Origin of the sequence: Sphingomonas silueang (genome assembly GCF_040049155.1) — a bacterium.
Taxonomy (GTDB): Bacteria; Pseudomonadota; Alphaproteobacteria; order Sphingomonadales; family Sphingomonadaceae; genus Sphingomonas; species Sphingomonas silueang.
Map to the genome: position 1 here is coordinate 21,815 of NZ_JBDZDK010000015.1, position 16,640 is coordinate 38,454.

The window sequence follows — 16,640 nt, forward strand, 5'->3', positions numbered from 1 at the left end:
CTGAAGGAGAGGGCTATTCGTCAGCCGGCCTTCGCCGTCGCATAGGCCCAGTCGAGCCATGGCCCGAGCGCCTCGATATCGGCGGTGTCGACCGTCGCGCCGCACCAGATGCGCAGACCCGCCGGAGCGTCGCGATAGCCCGCCACGTCGTACGCGGCACCTTCGGCCTCGAGCAGCGCCGCCATCTTCTTGATGAGCGCCTCGTCCGCGCCCGCGACGGTCAGGCAGACGCTGGTCTTCGAGCGCGTTGCCGGATCGGCGGCGAGATGGCCGAGCCAGTCGCGCTCGGCCACGATCCTGTCGAGCGCCGCGGCGTTGGCGTCGCTGCGCGCGATGAGGCCGTCGGCCCCGAGCGACCTGGCCCATTCGAGGCTGAGGATCGCATCCTCGACCGCCAGCATCGACGGCGTGTTGATCGTCTCGCCCTTGAAGATGCCCTCGGTCAGCTTGCCCTTGGAGACGAGGCGGAAGACCTTGGGCAGCGGCCATGCCGGGGTGTAGCTCTCCAGCCGCTCGACCGCGCGGGGGCCGAGGATCAGCACCCCGTGCGCGCCCTCGCCGCCCAGCACCTTCTGCCACGAGAAGGTCGCGACGTCGATCTTGGTCCAGTCGATGTCATAGGCGAACACGCCCGAAGTGGCGTCGGCGAACGACAGCCCTTCGCGGTCCGCCGGGATGAAATCGGCATCGGGCACGCGCACGCCGCTGGTCGTGCCGTTCCAGGTGAAGAGCACGTCGTTGGTCCAGTCGATCGCCGACAGGTCGGGCAGCTGGCCATAGTCGGCGCGCATCACCGTCGGATCGATCTTCAGCTGCTTGACCGCATCGGTCACCCAGCCCTCGCCGAAGCTCTCCCACGCCAGCGCGGTGACGGGCCGTGCGCCGAGCATCGTCCACATCGCCATTTCATACGCGCCGGTGTCGGAGCCGGGGACGATGCCGATGCGGTGGGTGTCGGGGAGCTTGAGCAGCTCGCGCATCAGGTCGATGCAATATTGCAGCCGCTGCTTGCCGATCTTCGAGCGGTGCGACCGCCCGAGGCTCACCGGGTTCAGCCTGTCGGCGGACCAGACCGGCGGCTTGGCGCACGGACCGGACGAGAAATAGGGGCGAGCGGGAGTCGTGGCCGGTTTCGGCGGAAGCTCAGTCATGTCAGTCTCTCCTCACAGAGAGCACGCGCTGCGTTGGGACAGCGTGGCCCGCCGCGGCCCCTAGCGATGTCGCATCCGGGGCACAAGCAGCGATTTTCAGGCACGTTCGCGCAAGATCATTACTTCCGTAACGGAACATGGCCTGCGGAACGGCGTTGCGGATATACTGGATCAACAGGAAATCCGCATGTCGATGCCTACCGTTCTGATCGTCGAAGACGAAATGCTGGTCGCGACCGATCTGGAAGCGTCGCTGGAGGAACTGGGCTATCGTCCGGTCGGCATCGCCGCCGACATGGTCAAGGCGATGCAGCTGGCCGAGAAGCGTCCGGACGTGGCGCTGGTCGACTGCAACCTGCGCGACGGGCTTACCGGGCCGCAGATCGGGCGCGCGCTCGGCTGCATGTACGGCACGACCGTCGTGTTCCTGACCGCCAATCCCAATCTGCTCGAGCAGGGCGTCGAGGGGACGCTCGGAGTCGTGTCCAAGCCGTGCGGCTATGATTCGGTCGGCAGCATCGTCGATTTCGCAGTGCGCGCGCGCAGCGGCGATCGCACTGCGCCGCCGATGGGCATGAAACTGTTCGACGGGATGGACGGGGCGCGCCCGATCCACGCCTGACGCTCGGTTCGGCGCGGATGGTCCAAGCCGCGCGTTGACCGGCCCCCGCGCCCTGGCCGATAAGGACGGTATGAAGCGCCTGCTCGGCGGCGGCATCGCCGCCCTCCTCCTGTTCGCCCAGCCCGCCGTCGCGCAATCGATGCTGCGCGATGCCGAGACGGAAGCGCTGCTGAACGACATGGCACGCCCGATCGCGGTGTCGGCGGGGCTCGACCCGCGCAACTTCAGCGTCGTGCTGTTGCAGGACAAGTCGATCAACGCCTTCGTCGCGGGCGGGCAGACGGTCTATATCCATTCGGGCCTGATCGACGCCGCCGACGACGCGAACGAGGTGCAGGGCGTCATCGCGCACGAGATCGGCCATATCGTCGGCGGGCATGTGCCGCTGGCCGGGCGCGGCATGGCCCCGGCGACCGGCATCACCGTGCTCAGCCTGCTGCTCGGCGTCGCGGCGATGGCGGCGGGCGCGGGCGAGGCGGGAGCGGGCATCCTGGCGGCCGGGCAGCAGGCGGCGATGGGCAGCTATCTGTCGTTCAGCCGGACGCAGGAAACCTCCGCCGACGCGGCGGGCGCGCGCTTCCTGCGCGGGGCGGATGTGTCGGGACAGGGGATGCTGGACTTCTTCAAGAAGCTCCAGAACCTCGAATATCGCCTCGCCATCCCGCAGGACAACAGCTACCAGCGCACCCACCCCTTGAGCGGCGAGCGCATCGCCAACCTGACCGCCGACGTACAGGCGAGCCCGGCGTTCAAACGCGCCACCGACCCCGCGCTCGAACTGCGCTTCAAGCGGGTGCAGGCCAAGCTGCGCGGCTATGTCAGCGATCCCCGGGACACGCTGCGCCGCTATCCCGACAGCGACCAGAGCGTGATGGCGCATTACGCCCGCGCCTATGCCTATCACAAGTCGGGCTATCCCGAGCAGGCGGCGGCGGAGACGCTGGCGCTGGTCAAGGCGGCACCCGACGATCCCTATTTCCTCGAGCTGGAGGGGCAGATCCTGCTCGAATCGGGCAAGCCGAAGGAGGCGCTGGCCGCGCTGCGCGAGGCGACCGAGCGGACGCGATCGTCGCCGCTGATCGCCGCCACCTTCGGCCATGCCCTCATCGCCGCCGAGGATCCGGCGCTGCTGCCCGAGGCGGAGCGGGTGCTCAAACAGGCGATCGCGCGCGACGGGCAGAACCCGTTCGCCTGGTACCAGCTGTCGATCCTGTACGAACGGCGCGGCGATCCGGCGCGGGTCGCGCTGGCGATGGCGGAATATGCGTCGCTGTCGGGCGACACCGGCATGGCGCTGGCCAGTGCGCGGCGGGCGATGGCGCTGCTGCCGCAAGGGTCGAGCGACTGGATCAGGGCACAGGACATACAGATGACGTCGCAGACCGCCGCCGAGGAAGAACGCCGCAACCGTCGCCGTCAGGTGGCGAACTGATGCGCGGCCTGATCGGACAGGGGCTGACGATCCTCGTGGCGGCGCTGGCCGGGGCGGGCGGCGGCGCACTGGCGGCGCGGCACGCAGGGAGCGGGGACGGGACGGCAGCGACCGAACTGGTCGTGCGCGACTATATCCTCGCCAATCCCGAGATATTGCCCGAAGCGATGCAGCGGTTGCAGGCGAAACAGGCGGGCAAGGCCGTCGCCGCCAATCGCGCGGCGATCGTCGAGCCCTTTCCCGGTGCCGTCGCGGGCAATCCCGACGGCGATGTCAGCGTCGTCGCCTATCTCGACTATGCCTGCGGCTTCTGCCGTGCCAGCCTGCCCGCGATTTCGGGGCTGATCGCCAGCGATCCGGGGGTGCGCATCGTCTATCGCGAGCTGCCGATCCTGTCGCCCGACAGCCGCAGCGCGGCGCAGATGGCGCTGGCGGCGGCGTTGCAGGGCAAGTTCAAGCCGTTCCACGACGCGCTCTATGCCGCAGGCCGGGTCGACGCCGCAGCGATCGCGCGCGCCGCGCAGGCCGCAGGACTGAGCGCGGAGGCGACGCGCGTCGCACAGGGGCCGCGGGTCGCCGCCGAGATCGAGCGCAATCTCCGGACCGCATCGGCGCTGGGCTTTACCGGCACGCCGTCATGGGTGGTCGGCGACCAGGTGCTGGGCGGCGCGCAGACGCTTGCGGGCTTGCAGGCGGCGGTGGCGGCAGCGCGCAAGGCGAAACCCGCCGCCTGAGGCGCGCCTGCTACCAGCCCATCGTGCCCGGCCCGCCCTTATACGGTCCGGCAAGGTCGGGGGTGATCCAGCCGCCGTAGAAGCCGCCCGGTTGCGGCACCACGGCCACGCCGTCGACCGTGCAACGATCGAACGGCGCGGCATAGAAGGCGACATGATCGCGCAGCAATGCGAAAGCGGGCGCGGGATCGGCATAGCTCCACCCCACCGCCGCCAGCCGCACGTCGCCCACCACCACATCCCAGTAGCGCGCCTGCCCCTTCCATTCGCACAGCGAACGCCCGGCGGCGGGGCGCAGCAGGTCCGTCGCGATATCCGCCGGGGGAATGTAATAGCTCGGCGGATGGCTGGTTTCGAGCGTGCGGACGGCGCGGCGGGTGTCGGCGATCACCCGGCCCGCATGGACGATGCGGATATGGCGCGCGGTCGGCTCGGCGATCGCCGGGCGCGGATAGTCCCACACGCTTTCCTGCCCCGGACCGGGCGGATCGCGCCGCGGCCTCATCGCAGCCACCGCAGGCCACGCAGGAAGCGCCGACAGGAGGCCTCCGGCCCGCTCACGGGTGCGTCAGTCGATAGAACAGCGCCAGTGCCAGCAGCGCCAGCAACAGCGCGATGCCGAGATAGGTCAACAGCATCCTGGCGGGACGGGGGATCGACATCCGATTACACTCCTGCGGCCGGATCAGAACAGGTCCGCGGTCATCAGCTTGTTCCACGCCGCGATGAAATCCCCGACGAAGCGCTGCTGCCCGTCGGCGGCGGCATAGACCTCCGCCACCGCGCGCAGCTGGTTGTTCGCGCCGAAGATCAGGTCGTTGCGGGTGGCGGTATGGCGCTGCTCGCCGGTCACGCGGTCGTTCAGCGTGAAGCGCCGGCCCGCCGCGTCCGCCTTTTGCCAGACATGGTCCATGCTGGTGACGGTGACGAAGAAGTCGTTGGTCAGCACGCCCACCCGGTCGGTGAACACGCCGTCCGCGCTCCCGTCCCAATTGGCGCCGAGCACGCGCAGCCCGCCGGTCAGCACCGCCCATTCGGGTGCGCTGAGGCGCAGCAGCGCCGCCTTGTCGAGGAACAGCTGCTCGGGGGCGATCCGGCCCCCGGTGATCTCGGCGAAGCGATCGTCGACATAGTTGCGGAAGCCGTCGACCACCGGCTTCAACCACTCGAAGCTGTCGGCATCGGTCAGCGCATCGGTGGTGTCGCGCCGCCCGGCGACGAACGGCACCGGTTGGGCATGGCCCGCCGCCGCCGCCGCATCCTCGACCGCGACGCAGCCGCCCAGCACGATCAGGTCGGCGAGCGAGACGCGCTTGCCCGCCCCGGCCTGCGCATCGAAGCGCTCCTTGATGTCCTTGAGCGCCGCGACGACCGGCACGGTGCGGCGGTTGACCGCCCAGTCCTTTTGCGGGGCCAGCGCGAGGCGCGCGCCATTGGCCCCGCCGCGCTTGTCGCTGTCGCGATAGGGGATCGCCGCCGACAGCGCGGTGAAGGCGAGGTCGGACACCGACAGTCCTGCCGCCCGGATCATGTCCTTGAGCGCGGCGATATCATTGTCGTCGATCAGGTCGTGATCGCGCGCCGGGATCGGATCCTGCCACAGCAGGTCGGGGGCGATCGTCACCTCCGGCCCGACATAGCGCTCGCGCGGGCCCATGTCGCGGTGGGTCAGCTTGTACCACGCCTTCGAGAACTGTTCGGTGAAATAATCGAAGTCGTTCAGGAAGCGCTGGCAGATCGCGCGGTACACCGGATCGACCTTCAGCGCGATGTCGGTGGTCATCATCATCAGCGGATGATCGCGGCCCGGCACATGCGCGTCGGGCGTGCGCGGCGCGTCCCTGTCCACCGGGGTCCATTGCAGCGATCCCGCCGGGCTGCGCGTCTGTTCCCATTCATGGGCGAAGAGATTGTGCAGATAGTCGTTGTCCCAACGGGTCGGGTGCTGGGTCCAGCTGCCCTCGATCCCGTTGGTCATGGTGAATTCGGCATTGCCGCTGCCTTCCGGATTGTGCCAGCCGAGGCCCATCGCCTCGATCGGGGCCATTTCGGGCGGGGCGCCGATGCGGTTGGGCTGCACCATGCCGTGGCTCTTGCCGAAGGCGTGACCACCGGCGATCAGCGCCACCGTCTCCTCGTCGTTCATCGCCATGCGGGTGAAGGTGGTGCGGATGTCGCGCGCCGACGCTTCCGGGTCGCCGTTGCCATACGGCCCCTCCGGATTGACGTAGATCAGCGCCTGGTTCGATGCCGCCAGCGGCTGTTCGAGATCATAGTCGGCATCGCCGTTCTGCCCGCGCCAGCGCTTGTCGCGCATCGTCATCGAATCGAACGATTCGATATGGTCGGGATTCCATAGCTCCGGGCCCCAATAGGTCGCGTCGTCGGCGATCCACGCATCCTCGCGCCCGCCGCCATAGCCGTGCGTCGGCAGCCCCATGATCTCCAGTGCGCAATTGCCGGTCAGCACGATCAGATCGGCCCATGACAGCGACGCGCCATATTTCTGCTTGATCGGCCACAACAGGCGGCGCGACTTGTCGATATTGCCGTTGTCCCACCAGCTTTCGATCGGGGCGAAGCGCTGCATCGCCTCCCCCGCACCGCCGCGCCCGTCGGCGATGCGATAGCTGCCCGCCGAGTGCCACGCCATGCGGATCATCTGCGGCCCGTAATTGCCGTAATCCGACGGCCACCACGCGACCGAGGTGGTCAGGAACGCCTTGATCTCCGCCTTCAGCGCGGCAAGGTCGATCCGGGCGAAGGCGGCGCGATAGTCGAAATCGTCGCCCAGCGGATTGGCGGTGGCGGCGTTGCGCGCCAGCAGTTCGACGCGCAGCCGGTCGGGATACCAGTCGGCCAGCACCGGGGGCGTACCCGCCGTGCCGCCGATCCGGTCCCCGCCGAACGGACATTTGCCTGCGAGTGCCGTCTTGTAATCCTGCATGGTCCGAGCCTCATGTCCTGAACGGGGTTGGAAAGGGACGACCGGCTCCGGACGTGCCGAAGGGCGGGCCTGTATCGATGGGGAACGGTGGTCGGGATCGGCGATATTCCAATGAACGCGGCCACCGGGCGGAAGCATGACAATACTCCACCGGGACGGTGGAATAGTTCGCGGCAGACAACGCGGTTCGTCGCCCCTCGATCCTCCATATTCGGGATGTTTCCGCGGGAAGACGGCGGCCGTGGCCGGACAATGCTTGCCCGACAGGGACCGGTATCGCCCGGATCGGCCGATGGGATCGGCTCAACTATCTGGTATTACTGGAAACATCTAAAACCACGTCGCAAGGTCGATCCGATCTTCGGTACATCGGGTACGAAACGGTGTCTGCTGCGTTGCACCGGTGACACGAACGATCAGGACGGAAACGGTTGACCGACAGCATCGCCATCATCGGAGCGGGCATGGCCGGACTCGCCTGCGCCACCGCGCTCGTCGCCGGGGGGCGGCGGGTCACACTGTTCGACAAGGGCCGCCGCCCGAGCGGAAGGATGGCGGCGCGCACCGTCGATGCGGACGGCACCGCCTTCGCGTTCGATTACGGCGCGCAGTACATGACCGCGCGCGACCCGGCGTTCGTCGCCATGCTGGAGGCATGGGCCGCGGCGGGGCTGGCCGCGCGCTGGCCTGCGGCGGGCGCCGACGCCTGGGTCGGCACGCCGCAGATGGATGCGCCGCTGGCGGCGATGGCGGCCTCGCTCGACGTGCGCTGGTCGACCCATGTCACCGCGATCGCACGGCAGGCGGACGGTTGGACGCTGACTCACGGCGACGCCGCGACCGGGCCTTTCGCCACGCTGGTGGTGGCGATCCCCGCCGAACAGGTCGCGCCGCTGCTGGACGGAGTCGATCCGGCGCTGGCGGCGCTCGCCCGTGCGACGCCCTCCGCGCCCTGCTGGTCGGTGATGCTGGGGTTCGACCGCGCCCTGCCCGCACCGGACCGGCTGACGGGCGACGCGATCCTCGACAGCGGCTTCCGCAATTCGGCCAAGCCCGGCCGCACCGGCGGGGAGAGCTGGACGTTGCATGCCGCCGCCGACTGGTCGGCCTCGCATATCGAGGCGGCGCGCGACACGGTGATCGCCGCGCTGCGCGACGCACTCGCCGCACGGGTGGGCGAGCTGCCCGATCCGGTCCATGCCGCCGCGCACCGCTGGCGCTATGCCCGTTCGGGTGCGGCGGGGGTCGGCTGCTATCGCAACCATGCTGCCGCCCTGCTGGCATGCGGCGACTGGCTGCTCGCCCCCCGGGTCGAGAGCGCATGGGTTTCCGGCCGCGCGGCGGCGCGCGCTATTCTGGATCGCAGCTGAACCGTACGCTGTTGTCGAGCGCCTCGGCCAGCACCAGCGTGTGCAGCCCGGCGGCGCGCGACGCGGCGCACAGCCTGTCGCGCGCGCCGCCCGCGTTGGTGCGATAGGCCGCCTTGTATTCGGCGACGAACACCGGCTTGCCTGCCGCGACGAACGGCGCGAGCAGGCCGCATTCATCATATTCGTGGCACTGTTCGTTGACCGCGAAGTCGAACGCGCCGACCAGCGCCGCGACCTGATCGAGATCGTTCTTCAACCCGACGCCCAGCCCGCGCGCATGCGCGGCGTCGGCGAGGAAGCGGTTATAGTCGAGCTGCTGCTGCGCGGTGATCCCCAGCCCGTTCCTGTTGGCATAGCCATCGACATTGTCCGGCTCCACCGCATCGCACCCCTTAGTCCGCGCCAGATCGAGCCGCAGCCCCATCACCCGCCGGACATTGGCGGACGCGACCGAAAGCCAGCGCTCGCCGGGCCAGCCGTCGAGCGTCGCGCCGCGATCGGCGGCCACGAACTCCTTGTCGTCGGGGCGCCAGTCCTCCGACGATCCGGCGGAGAAGTAGCAGATCACCCGGCGTCCGGCGGCATGCAGCGCGGCGATGGTGGCGACCGGCGTGTCGAACAGGTCGATGTCATAGGCGTTGACGGCATAGCGGGTGTCGACCGTCCCGCTCAGCTGCCATTGCCACGTCGTGGCGGCAGGCGCCCGCCACCAGCCGCCGCCGCTCGGGAGCGGGGTGGTCGTCGCGCTCGGGCCGGGGGTCGGTGTCGGGGTGGCCGTAGCGGCGGGCGTCGGCGTGATGCCGACCGTCCCGCCCGCATCGTCGCTTCCGCCGCCGCCGCATGCCGCCAGCAACAGCGCGATGCCTGACAGCCCTCTTCCGTATCGCATGTCCGCTCCCCTCGTCGCCGCGCGCTACTGCCGGGGCGGGCGGGCGGCAATCGGTCCGTTCGGATGGAGGTGCTGGCCTTTCGTCCCGTTCCGGCGCAGGATCGCGGCCATGGGTGACGTCATCAACCTCAACCGCGCCCGCAAGGCCCGCGCCCGGACGCAGGCAGGCGCGCAGGCCGACGCCAATCGCGCGAAGTTCGGTCGGACGAAAACGGAGAAGCACGCCGAAGCACAGGCCAAGGCCCGCGCCGCCGCGCTGCTCGACGGGGCGAAGCGCGAGGAATAGGCGTCCGGCCTATCCCAGCCCGAACGCCACCGCCGTCCAGTAGGTCGCGCCTGCCGCCAGATAGGCGAGGGCAAAGAGGTAGACGATCATCACGACCGGCCATTTCCAGCCGTTGGTCTCCCGCCGCGCCACCGCGATGGTCGACAGGCATTGCGGCGCGAACACGAACCACGCGAGAAAGGCGAGCGCGGTGGCGAGGCTCCAGCGTCCGGCCAGCCGCCCGCCCAGTTCCTGCGCGCCTTGTTCCTCGTCCGCCGCGTCGATGGCATAGACGGTCTGGAGCGCCGACACCGCCACCTCGCGCGCGGCCATCGCCGGGATCACCGCCAGCGACATCTCGTGGTTGAAGCCGATCGGCTTCAGCACGACTTCCAGCCCGGAGGCGATGCGCCCGGCGATCGAATATTCCGACTGCTTCACCCCGGCAGGTGCCACCGGATAGGAGGTGAGCAGCCACAGCGCGACCGTCACCTGCAGGATGATCGTGCCCGCCCGGCGCAGGAACACATAGGCGCGCTGCCACAGCCCGATCGCGACGTCGCGGATCGAGGGCAGCTGATAGCGCGGCATCTCCATCAGGAAGCCGCCCCCTGCCCCCCTGGTCGCGGTGCGCCGCAGGACGAAGGCGGCGACGACCGCGCCGAGGATGCCGGTCAGGTACAGCACCAGCAGCACCAGCCCCTGCAACCCGACGCCGGGCAGCACCTGCCGCGCGGGGATGAACGCGCCGATGATGACGGCATAGACCGGCAGCCGCGCCGAACAGGTCATCAGCGGTGCGATCAGGATGGTGGTCAGCCGCTCCTTGGGATCGTCGATCGAGCGGGTCGCCATGATGCCGGGGATCGCACAGGCGAAGGACGACAGCAGCGGGATGAACGCGCGGCCCGACAGCCCGACGCCGCTCATCAGCCGGTCCATCAGGAATGCGGCGCGCACCATGTACCCCGATGCCTCGAGCAGCAGGATGAACAGGAACAGGATCAGGATCTGCGGCAGGAACACCACCACCGATCCGACGCCGTTGATGACCCCCTGCACCAGCAGGTCGCGCAGGAACCCGGCCGGTAGCGCGGCGGTGGCGCTGTCGGCCAGCCAGCCCTGCGCCCCCTCGATCCAGCCGATCGGTGCCTCGGACCAGCTGAACACCGCCTGGAACATCACGAACAGGATGGCGAGCAGCAGCAGCGGTCCTGCGACCGGGTGCAGCGCCACGCGGTCGACGCCATGGGTGAAGGCGCGCATCCGCGGCTGTTCGACCACCGCCGCCCGCGCGATCCGCCGCGCCTCGCGCTGGAAATGGCGGATGTCGGCCTCGACCCGCTCGATCGGTGCCTTGGGCGCGGTGGTGCCCAGCACGTCGCCCAGCGCCGCGCGCAGGTCATCGAGGCCGCGCTTGCGCACCGCGACGGTGGCCACCACCGGCACGCCCAGTTCGGCGGACAGCTTGGGCAAGTCGATCGTCAGCCCGTCGCGCGTCGCCATGTCGATCATGTTGAGCGCCAGCACCATCGGCCGCCCGAGCGACTTCAACTGGAGGACGAAGCGCAGGTGATTGTCGAGGTTGGTCGCGTCCGCCACCACGATCATCGCGTCGGGCACCCGCTCGCCGCTCTGGCGGCCCAGCACCACGTCGCGCGTCACCGCCTCGTCGGGGCTGCTGGGGTCGAGGCTGTAGGTACCGGGCAGGTCGACCAGCTCGACCGGGCGACCGTCGTTCAGCGCAAGCCGACCCGAATGGCGCTCCACGGTCACGCCGGGATAGTTGCCGACCTTCTGCCGCGCGCCGGTCAGCGCGTTGAACAGCGCGGTTTTGCCGGCATTGGGATTGCCGACGAGCGCGACCAGAGGTGCGGCGTTCACGTGGGCGGTGCCGTCAACCGCCCGGCGGGGCCACGCGGATCGCCCCGGCGACATGCGCGCGCAGCGCCACCGTCATCCGTCCGATCCGGCAGGCGAGCGGCCCGCCGCGCAGCATCGCGCGGTGGAGCAGTTCGACATCGACGCCCTCGTCCAGCCCGAATTCGCGCAGGCGGCGCGCCTCGCCGGGCGACAGCCGGTCCCAATCGACCGAGGCGACCGTCGCCTGTGCGGCGCGGGGCAGTTGGGCGAGGCAGATACCGGGGGAAAGCATTGCGACTGATTATCAATAAGCGAGCCGCAAGGGAAGCGCTTATTTCCCGAGCAGGTCCTTCAGCCCGCCGAGTGCGGTGGCGGGGGTGACATCCTCTTCCCGCACCACCCCGGCGGCACGCAGCGCTTCCTCGGCGGCGGGGCTGCGGGGATAGGGGTCGAGCGCCAGTGCCAGCGTCTCCGCCGCCGCCTCGCCAAGGTCGATCGCGCTCCCGGCGTAGAACATCGTATCCATCGCCGAGTCGTCGAGGTCCTCGACATCGCTCTCGATGCTGCCTTCGGGCAGGAAGCGCAGGGTGAAGGATTCGTCGACCGATTCGGGCACCGGCTCGCCGCTGGCGACGCACGCCTGCGCGACCTCGGCAGTCAGCCGACCCGTCGCGACGATCCCGGCGGCATCGCGGTGCAGCACATAGTCGGCGGCGAGCGAGTCGAGCGCCAGCAGCCCGAACCGGCCCATCAACCGGCGACGCTCGTCGGGTTCGGCCTCGATATGGCGGGTGATGTTGCCCTCCCCGATCTGGTCGATGCGCAGCGGGCGATGGAATTCGGGGGTCATTGCGGCAGGTCTCCGGCAAGCAGGCGGTCGAGCGGCACGGGGGCGAGCGCGGCGTGGAACGCGCGCAGGCGTGTCGCGACATGGGCGAGCGGCGCCGCGCCGGGATCGGTCCCGCGATACAGGTTGCGCACCAGCGCCGCCTCCAGCCCGCCCTCGGCAAGGCCGTCGCGATACGCCCCGATCCGTCCGCCGAGCATCGCCATCATCCGCCCGATATGCTTGCCGACCACCATGTCGCCGAAACCGATCTGGCGCAGCTGCCCGTCCATGTCGTCGACGAAACATTCCGCGAGGCTGGCGGCGGAGACCGCTGCCGCCGGTTCCGATTCGAGGCGGAGCATCACCATCGACAGGACCGCGGCGATCATGTCGAACCGCCCGTCGATGGTGTCGGGGACCGCCCCCTCCACATACCAGTGCGGCGCGCGGCCCCGCGCCACGACCGCGGCATAGAGCGCTGCCGCCTCGCGCGGGGGCGGTTCGCGGCGGAACAGGCGGTCGAGGATCATGGCACTCCGGCGGTGAGGGTAAGCGAAGGGCGCGCTTGTCGTGCGCGCGGGACCGGCATATTGAACGCACGGCGGCGCGATGCAACAATTCGGCGCGGCCCGGTTGCGCGTTCGCTGGACGGAGAAGTTATGGTTCGGTTCCCCACCCGTGGCGCAGCGGCGCTGATGATCGCCTGCGTCGCGGTGGCGCTGCCCGGTTGCACGCGCCTGCGCAGCCATCAGGGCTATGTCATCGATCCCGATCTGGTGAACGCGGTGCAGCCCGGCGTCGATACCCGCCAGTCGGTGCTCCAGACGCTGGGCACGCCGACCTTCACCGGCCAGTTCGGCGACCGCGAATGGTTCTACCTGTCGCGCGACAGCCGCAACCTGGCGTTCAACCGCCCGCGCGCGGTGGACCAGACGACGCTGAAGATCAGCTTCGACCAGCGCGGCAACGTCACCGCGATCGACCGTACCGGCGTGGATCAGGTCGTCGGCATCAGCCCGTCGGACAAGAAGACGCCGACGCTGGGCCGCGAATCGAACTTCTTCAGCGACCTGTTCGGCAACATCGGCACGGTCGGCGCGCCGGGTACCGGCGGCCCCGGCCCCAACCAGCGGTAAAGCTGTCGCTTTCCTGACCGGCGCATTCGCGGATCGTTCAGGGCGAATCGGGCATTTCGGTCGGCATCATGCACGACAGGAGTGTTCCCATGCGCAAGATCATCCTCGCCGCCCTCGCCGCGACGGTAGCGATCCCGAGCGTCACCGCCGCCCCGGCGATGGCGCAGTCCCGCCACGAACTGCGCCGCGACCGGCAGGACGTTCGGGAAGAACGCCGCGAATATCGCCAGGCGCTCCGCCATGGCAGTCCCCGCCAGATCCGCGAGGAGCGCCGCGAACTGGACCGCGCGCGCCGCGAATATCGCGACACCCGGCGCGACCGGGCGTGGGGCCGGGGCGACTGGCGCGGCTATCGCAACAGCCACCGCGCCCTTTATGCCCGCGGCAACTGGAACGCGCCGTTCCGCTACCAGAGCTTCCGTCCGGGCGTGGCGATCGGTCGCCCCTATTACGCGCAGCGCTACTGGATCGCCGATCCGGGCCGCTATCGCCTGCCCCCGGTGCGCGGCTACCAGCGCTGGGTGCGCCACTATAACGACGTGGTGCTGGTCGATTATCGCCGCGGGCGGGTGATCGACGTGATCCGCGGCTTTTACTGGTAGGAGTCTGTCCGGAAACGCGCGAAGGCGCGCGTTTCCAAGCAGCACCAGCCCACTCCCCCGCCCGGCCACCCACGCCAGTATCCTGATGGGTGGCCGGGCGGGGGAGTGGGCCGGTGCCGCAAAACGTGCCGTCGGCACGTTTCCGAACACGGCCCAAGACGGTTCGGCCGCGCCGCCGATACGCGCGGCGCGGCCGGTGCGTCATCCGCACCAGTCCCGAAAGGGGATTGAGGACCGTTTCGGCTAACGCCGACTGCGCGCTGCGGTTCAACGGCGGCGCGATATAATTTTCGCAAGCGTCCGATGCGTGCCGTCGCGCACCTGCTTGCCCCCTGCCCGACCGGCGGATTACATCCGTTCCGGGGCGATATGGGGGCAAGGCGGCGATGGCATGGATCGATGCGATCCTGCGCGAGACGATGCTGTTCGCCGCGATCGGTTTCCTGATCGGCGGGCTGGACGACCTCGCGGTCGATTTCACCTATCTTCTGCGCAGCCTGCGCCGTCGGTGGCGCGGGGCGCGGTCGCCGCTGCTCGACGCCTTCCCGGTCGCGGGCTGTACCGGGCGCATCGCCGTGCTGGTGCCCGCATGGGACGAATCGGCGGTGATCGGCGCGATGCTGCGCGCCACGCTCGCCCGGTTCGACCATCCCGACTGGCGGCTGTACGTCGGCGTCTATCCCAACGATCGCGCGACGATCGACGCGGTCGCCGCCGCGGCGACCGGCGAGCCGCGCCTGCGCATCGTCGTCAACCCGCGTGCCGGACCCACCACCAAGGCCGATTGCCTCAACGCGCTGTGGCAGGCGGTCGCAGCCGATGGCCGGCGGGAAGGTCGCGCCTTTACCGCCGTGGTGCTGCATGACGCGGAGGACGTGGTGCATCCGGGCGAGCTGCGGGTGTACGACCATCTGCTGCGCGATGCCGATACGGTGCAGCTGCCGGTGCTGCCGCTCGTCGATCCGGGATCGCGCTGGGTGTCGGGCCATTATCTCGACGAGTTCGCCGAGGCGCATGGTCGCCAGCTGCCGGTGCGCGGCGCGCTGGGGGCCGGACTGCCGCTGGCCGGAGTCGGCTGCGCGATCACGAGCGCGATGCTCGCCCGGATCGCGGCGGCGCGCGGCGGATTGCCGTTCGACGAGGCGAGCCTGACCGAGGATTACGAACTGGGGCTGACCGTGCGCGCGCTCGGCGGTCGCGGCGTGTTCGCCCGCGTGCTGGAACATCCCGGCGGGCCGCCGGTAGCGGTGCGCGCCTATTTCCCCGCGACCCTCGCCACCGCCGTGCGGCAGAAGGCGCGCTGGATGACCGGTATCGCACTGGCCGGATGGGATCGCACCGGCTGGCAGCGCGGCGGGAACCTGCGCGAACACTGGATGCGGATGCGCGACCGGCGCGCGATCCTGGCGATCCCCGTGCTGGCGGTCGCCTATCTGGCGTTGCTCGCATGGGGGCTGGCGCTGGTCGGACACGCCGTCACCGGGAGCGAACCGCCGCTGCCGCACGCGGCGATGCAGGCGCTGCTCGGCGTCAACCTGCTGCTGCTCGGCTGGCGGATCGTCGTCCGCTTCGCGATGGTCCGGCGCAGCTATGGCCGCGGCGAGGCATGGCGGTCGATCCCGCGGCTGTTCGTCGCCAATCTCGTTGCGCTGCTCGCCGCGCGGCGGGCGATCGGTCGCTATGTCGCATCGCTGCGGCACGGGCGGCTGGCGTGGGACAAGACCGCGCATCACTTTCCCGACATGGCGGAACTCCCCCAGGCGTGAGCGTGCACGGCCCAACTGGACGCGGGCGGCCGCTGCGCTTTCTGGGGCTGGTCGCCGGGGGCTGGATCACGCTGCGGATCGTGCTGCTGTGGCCGGAGGGGGCGACCCTGCCGCAGGCGATCCGCGCTGCGGTGCCCGTCGCGGGGGCGATGCGGCACCCGATCGCCGCGCTGCCGCCGCGGATCGAACGGCGCTCGCCGATCCCGCTCGCCGCAGCGAGGCGACCGGCCCCACACGGCATGGTCGTGCCGTTCGGCTATCCCGAGCTGCCCGGACTCGCCCGCCCCGAACGGAGCGAGGCGCGCATCGAGCTGGCGCTGCTCGCGCTGGCGACGTTCGGGGCGACGACGGTGATCGAGCCCGCGTCCCCCCCGGTTGGCGTACTGCTGCCGCCCGACCGGCCGCATCCGACCTTCAGCCTGTGGGCGATGGCACGCGGCGGCGACGCGACCGGCGGGCCGGTGCAGCTGGGCGGCGGGCAGGCGGGGGTGCGGATGCGGATGCCGGTCGTGCCCGACGGCCGCTTCGCGCTGGCCGGACGGCTGGCGACGCCCCTCGCCGGGCCGGGACACGAGGCGGCGCTGGGCGTCGAGTGGCGCCCCGCCGCGCCGGTCGCGCTGGTCGTCGAACGGCGCGTCGCGCTCGATCGCAGCGCCAGCGGCGTCGGGCTGGGTGCGATCGCGGGCATCGACCGGCCGGACCTGCCCGGCGGGTTCGCTCTCGAAGCCTATGGACAGGCGGGTGCGGTCGCGCGGACGGGCATCGAACCCTATGCCGACGGCGCGGTGCGCGCGCTGCACCCCGTCGCACAGGTCGGGCGGGCCGAACTGCGCCTCGGCATCGGCGGCTGGGGCGCAGCGCAGCGTGAGGGGCAGCGGATCGACATCGGCCCGTCGGCGGTACTGGCGCTACCGGTCGGGCGGGTGCCGGTCCGCCTCTCGCTCGACTGGCGACAGCGTATCGGCGGCAATGCCGCGCCCGGCTCCGGCCCGGCGCTGACGCTGGGCAGCGACTTTTAGGGTCCGATCCAGCAA

17 protein-coding genes are annotated in these 16,640 nt (G+C 70.2%); 9 read left to right on the forward strand and 8 right to left on the reverse strand.

Translation table 11 applies throughout. The annotated features are described in order from the left end of the window. Window positions 1-20: 20 nt before the first annotated feature. Window positions 21-1,151: a phosphoserine transaminase gene (locus ABLE43_RS14250; protein WP_348979101.1), complete on the reverse strand. Its 1,131-nt coding sequence runs from the start codon at window positions 1,149-1,151 to the stop codon at window positions 21-23. 187 nt (window positions 1,152-1,338) lie between these two features. Here ABLE43_RS14250 and ABLE43_RS14255 point away from each other — a divergent pair, with 187 nt between their 5' ends. The 3 genes from ABLE43_RS14255 to ABLE43_RS14265 all read left to right on the forward strand — a co-directional run bounded on the left by ABLE43_RS14255 (window position 1,339) and on the right by ABLE43_RS14265 (window position 3,939). Beyond that, on the forward strand, window positions 1,339-1,773 hold the full coding sequence (locus ABLE43_RS14255) for a response regulator (RefSeq protein ID WP_348979102.1): 435 nt from the start codon (window positions 1,339-1,341) through the stop codon (window positions 1,771-1,773). Between the two features lie 70 nt (window positions 1,774-1,843). After that, window positions 1,844-3,205 (forward strand): M48 family metalloprotease, encoded by a 1,362-nt coding sequence (locus ABLE43_RS14260; protein ID WP_348979103.1) that lies wholly within the window; start codon window positions 1,844-1,846, stop codon window positions 3,203-3,205. Beyond that, complete coding sequence (locus ABLE43_RS14265; protein ID WP_348979104.1) at window positions 3,205-3,939, forward strand: DsbA family protein; 735 nt, start codon at window positions 3,205-3,207, stop codon at window positions 3,937-3,939. The genes ABLE43_RS14260 and ABLE43_RS14265 overlap by 1 nt, the downstream gene beginning before the upstream one ends. A gap of 10 nt (window positions 3,940-3,949) precedes the next feature. On the opposite strand, the gene ABLE43_RS14270 is transcribed toward ABLE43_RS14265, so the two are convergent. Both ABLE43_RS14270 and katG read right to left on the reverse strand, forming a co-directional pair. Continuing rightward, entirely contained in the window at window positions 3,950-4,444 is a 495-nt protein-coding gene (locus ABLE43_RS14270) for a DUF427 domain-containing protein (RefSeq protein ID WP_348979105.1), read from the reverse strand. Window positions 4,445-4,624: 180 nt separating this feature from the next. After that, window positions 4,625-6,886: a catalase/peroxidase HPI gene (gene katG, locus ABLE43_RS14275; protein WP_348979106.1), complete on the reverse strand. Its 2,262-nt coding sequence runs from the start codon at window positions 6,884-6,886 to the stop codon at window positions 4,625-4,627. Between the two features lie 431 nt (window positions 6,887-7,317). Between katG and ABLE43_RS14280 the strand changes: the two genes are divergently transcribed. Further along, entirely contained in the window at window positions 7,318-8,256 is a 939-nt protein-coding gene (locus ABLE43_RS14280; protein ID WP_348979107.1) for an NAD(P)/FAD-dependent oxidoreductase, read from the forward strand. On the opposite strand, the gene ABLE43_RS14285 is transcribed toward ABLE43_RS14280, so the two are convergent. Further along, complete coding sequence (locus ABLE43_RS14285; RefSeq protein WP_348979108.1) at window positions 8,237-9,145, reverse strand: endo alpha-1,4 polygalactosaminidase; 909 nt, start codon at window positions 9,143-9,145, stop codon at window positions 8,237-8,239. The two genes, ABLE43_RS14280 and ABLE43_RS14285, sit on opposite strands and share 20 nt — an antisense overlap. A gap of 109 nt (window positions 9,146-9,254) precedes the next feature. Here ABLE43_RS14285 and ABLE43_RS14290 point away from each other — a divergent pair, with 109 nt between their 5' ends. Next, window positions 9,255-9,431: a DUF4169 family protein gene (locus ABLE43_RS14290; protein ID WP_348979109.1), complete on the forward strand. Its 177-nt coding sequence runs from the start codon at window positions 9,255-9,257 to the stop codon at window positions 9,429-9,431. A gap of 9 nt (window positions 9,432-9,440) precedes the next feature. On the opposite strand, the gene feoB is transcribed toward ABLE43_RS14290, so the two are convergent. The 4 genes from feoB to ABLE43_RS14310 are packed head-to-tail and all read right to left on the reverse strand — an operon-like array spanning window position 9,441 to window position 12,632. Further along, a complete protein-coding gene (feoB, locus tag ABLE43_RS14295) occupies window positions 9,441-11,294 on the reverse strand; it encodes a ferrous iron transporter B (protein ID WP_348979110.1) in 1,854 nt (617 codons plus the stop codon). Window positions 11,295-11,307: 13 nt separating this feature from the next. Then, window positions 11,308-11,565, reverse strand: coding sequence for a FeoA family protein (locus tag ABLE43_RS14300; protein WP_348979111.1), 258 nt, complete (start codon window positions 11,563-11,565; stop codon window positions 11,308-11,310). A 39-nt stretch (window positions 11,566-11,604) separates the two neighbouring features. Continuing rightward, window positions 11,605-12,123, reverse strand: a complete 519-nt coding sequence (locus ABLE43_RS14305) for a YceD family protein (RefSeq protein WP_348979112.1) — start codon at window positions 12,121-12,123, stop codon at window positions 11,605-11,607. Then, window positions 12,120-12,632: a ubiquinol-cytochrome C chaperone family protein gene (locus tag ABLE43_RS14310; protein WP_348979113.1), complete on the reverse strand. Its 513-nt coding sequence runs from the start codon at window positions 12,630-12,632 to the stop codon at window positions 12,120-12,122. Before ABLE43_RS14310 ends, ABLE43_RS14305 begins: the two co-directional genes overlap by 4 nt. 129 nt (window positions 12,633-12,761) lie before the next feature. On the opposite strand from ABLE43_RS14310, the gene ABLE43_RS14315 reads away from it, so the two are divergent. The 4 genes from ABLE43_RS14315 (at window position 12,762) to ABLE43_RS14330 (ending at window position 16,625) form a co-directional block, all read left to right on the forward strand. Beyond that, window positions 12,762-13,238, forward strand: coding sequence for an outer membrane protein assembly factor BamE (locus tag ABLE43_RS14315; protein ID WP_425475276.1), 477 nt, complete (start codon window positions 12,762-12,764; stop codon window positions 13,236-13,238). An 89-nt stretch (window positions 13,239-13,327) separates the two neighbouring features. Next, window positions 13,328-13,840 carry an RcnB family protein gene (locus ABLE43_RS14320; RefSeq protein ID WP_348979114.1) on the forward strand — a complete coding sequence of 171 codons (513 nt, stop codon included), beginning with the start codon at window positions 13,328-13,330 and terminating at the stop codon, window positions 13,838-13,840. A gap of 386 nt (window positions 13,841-14,226) precedes the next feature. After that, a complete protein-coding gene (locus ABLE43_RS14325; protein WP_348979115.1) occupies window positions 14,227-15,606 on the forward strand; it encodes a glycosyl transferase family protein in 1,380 nt (459 codons plus the stop codon). Between the two features lie 2 nt (window positions 15,607-15,608). After that, window positions 15,609-16,625, forward strand: a complete 1,017-nt coding sequence (locus ABLE43_RS14330; RefSeq protein ID WP_348979116.1) for a hypothetical protein — start codon at window positions 15,609-15,611, stop codon at window positions 16,623-16,625. Window positions 16,626-16,640 lie beyond the last annotated feature (15 nt).